At 41.1% G+C, this 2,085-nt stretch carries 3 protein-coding genes; all 3 read left to right on the plus strand.

The window, feature by feature from the left end; translation table 11 throughout:
* A partial coding sequence (locus BBBE_RS00950) for a hypothetical protein (protein WP_035464463.1) occupies nucleotides 1–435 on the plus strand: 435 nt, incomplete at its 5' end.
* A gap of 17 nt (nucleotides 436–452) precedes the next feature.
* Nucleotides 453–1,244 carry a hypothetical protein gene (locus BBBE_RS00955; protein WP_022708597.1) on the plus strand — a complete coding sequence of 264 codons (792 nt, stop codon included), beginning with the start codon at nucleotides 453–455 and terminating at the stop codon, nucleotides 1,242–1,244.
* A 362-nt stretch (nucleotides 1,245–1,606) separates the two neighbouring features.
* Entirely contained in the window at nucleotides 1,607–1,954 is a 348-nt protein-coding gene (locus BBBE_RS00960; protein WP_152023175.1) for a hypothetical protein, read from the plus strand.
* The last annotated feature ends 131 nt before the right edge of the window (nucleotides 1,955–2,085 follow it).

Below are 2,085 nucleotides of genomic sequence, written 5' to 3' on the forward strand. Positions count from 1 at the left end.
AAGCTGAATTCATTAGGATTGTGGGAGAGGACACTACAAATGCTATGGAAAAGAACGGGTAAAGTACAAAAAAATGCTGTGGTTGTTGCATCACATCTCACGATCGATGGAAATGGTTATGGGCAGGGGATGAGGGTAGTTGACGGCGGACGGGTGGTGTTGATTAGGCCAAATTATACAAACATCTACAATGGAATGGCTATCACAAAAGGTACTGTCCATATGGAGGGGGGGGAGATCAATTTTAAGGGAGAGTACGCAGTCTATCTTAATCAGGGCCATGCTTTGTTAAATGGTGTTATTATGAATTATACGGGGAATAATCCAGACAGTACTTTCTTAACGGTCTATGGTGCAGGAAATGCTAAAAATTTAGCAGAGATTAGAGGTAGGGGCATCAGAATCAATGGAAATGAAAAAGGCGCAACGGGATAAGGGTAATTGACGGGGGAATGGTCGTGTTAGATGATGCGATTTTTAACAAGATGAGCAATGGGGTGACTGTTACTAATGGGGGAAGGGTCGTGTTAGAAAATGCGATTTTTAGCAAGGTGAAAAGCGGTATAACTGTTATTAATGGGGAATTCTCTATGAAAAAAGGGTGGATGACGTTTAACGGAGAGCACGGTATTAGTCTCCATACGGGGTATGCTTTGTTAAAGGGGGTGATTATGAAATATGAGGGTAGCAAGGCAACTAAAAACGCTCAGGCTACAAACTTCATCAAAGTCAAAGGTAAAGGTGCAAATTTTGCTGCTATAAAGGTTATGGTCATTGGAAATAATAAAACACAGGGTGTTCATGTGACTGATGGTGGGTATGTGATGCTCGATTACTCACATATAACAGGTGTAAAAGAGGCAATAACCATTCAAGACGGGTCGTTGTGGATGAAAAATGGGGTGATTAATTTTGGGGGAGAGTATGGGCTGAAGATGAAGGGGGGAAGAGTCCTTTTAAGTAATGTGCAAATGAACTCCACCAGTAATAATAATACAGAGTTCATCATGGTTGAGGGAAAAAGTGCGAAACTTAAAGCAGTAGGTGTAATAATTAACGGAAATGATACAGGAAAAGCTCAAGGAATAAAAATAGCAAATGGGGGACGGGCCTGGTTGATTGGTACAAATGTGAAAAAGGTTAGCACAGGAGTTGCTGTTCAAAATGCTCAAGTGACTATGATTAGTTCTTCGGTGAGCTTTACAGGTGATTATGGGGTTAATTTAACCAGGGTGGTGCTTTGAAGAGTGCTAGAATGACTTATATGGGTAGCAATGTTCTACAGCTGTGTTTCTATATTTTAGCGTATTTATTAGTTTTAGAGATTTTTTTTTGTTTATGGGTTTGGGTCATGGTTTAAGGTCTAGGCGCTTTGTTTGATGTTTTGATTTTATGTGTGTTTTGTTTGTTGTTTGAAGATGTGTGTTTTAGCTTTGTGGGTGTTGAGAGTGTTTTATATTAGGGTATGATGTTTTTAGGTAAGGGTTAGAGTTGGGAGGATTTTATGGGGTTTAAGCCATTTTAGTATGGTTTAGTTTTAGTTTTCTTTTTTTTAGAATAGTTTAGTCTCGTTTAACCTGACAGGTTAAAGGGGAACATGTGGGTTATGGTTATGCGTTGTGTTTTTAAGCATCATGTTTATTTATGTGTTGTCTCAACCGCTCTTATGGCTGGGCTTGCTCTTATAACGTCTCATACAAAGGCGTATGCTCAAGCACATAATTGTGGGAGTAGTCGTGGTGTTACTACTATTAGTGGTGATAATAAGCCGATTGTGTGTGATGGTGGTGTGACAAGGATACTGAATAGTAGTAGTGGTAGGGATATAGAGATAAATATGGATACGGGCCCTGGTAAGTCTGCTGGTGCTGCTGTGACGGTAACGGGGTCGGGGACGAATATTACGATAGGGAAAACACTGAAGGTTACGGGGGGAAGGGAAGCCGGTGATTAAGGTGGAAAGGGAGGGGCGCTGACGTTGGTGAAGATGTTGATGTTAAGGGGGTGACGATAAAAGGAGATAGTGGTTGATGGGTCAGAGTCTTCTGTTACGTTGAAGGGGGTGTTGAAGGGGTTTGATGGGGG

This window comes from Bartonella bovis 91-4 (genome assembly GCF_000384965.1).
Lineage (GTDB): Bacteria > Pseudomonadota > Alphaproteobacteria > Rhizobiales > Rhizobiaceae > Bartonella > Bartonella bovis.

Excerpts from the sequence above, each read along its gene's own strand:
- BBBE_RS00955 (WP_022708597.1), top strand. The coding sequence starts at position 453 with ATGGTCGTGTTAGATGATGCGATTTTTAACAAGATGAGCAATGGGGTG.
- BBBE_RS00960 (WP_152023175.1), top strand. The coding sequence starts at position 1,607 with ATGGTTATGCGTTGTGTTTTTAAGCATCATGTTTATTTATGTGTTGTC.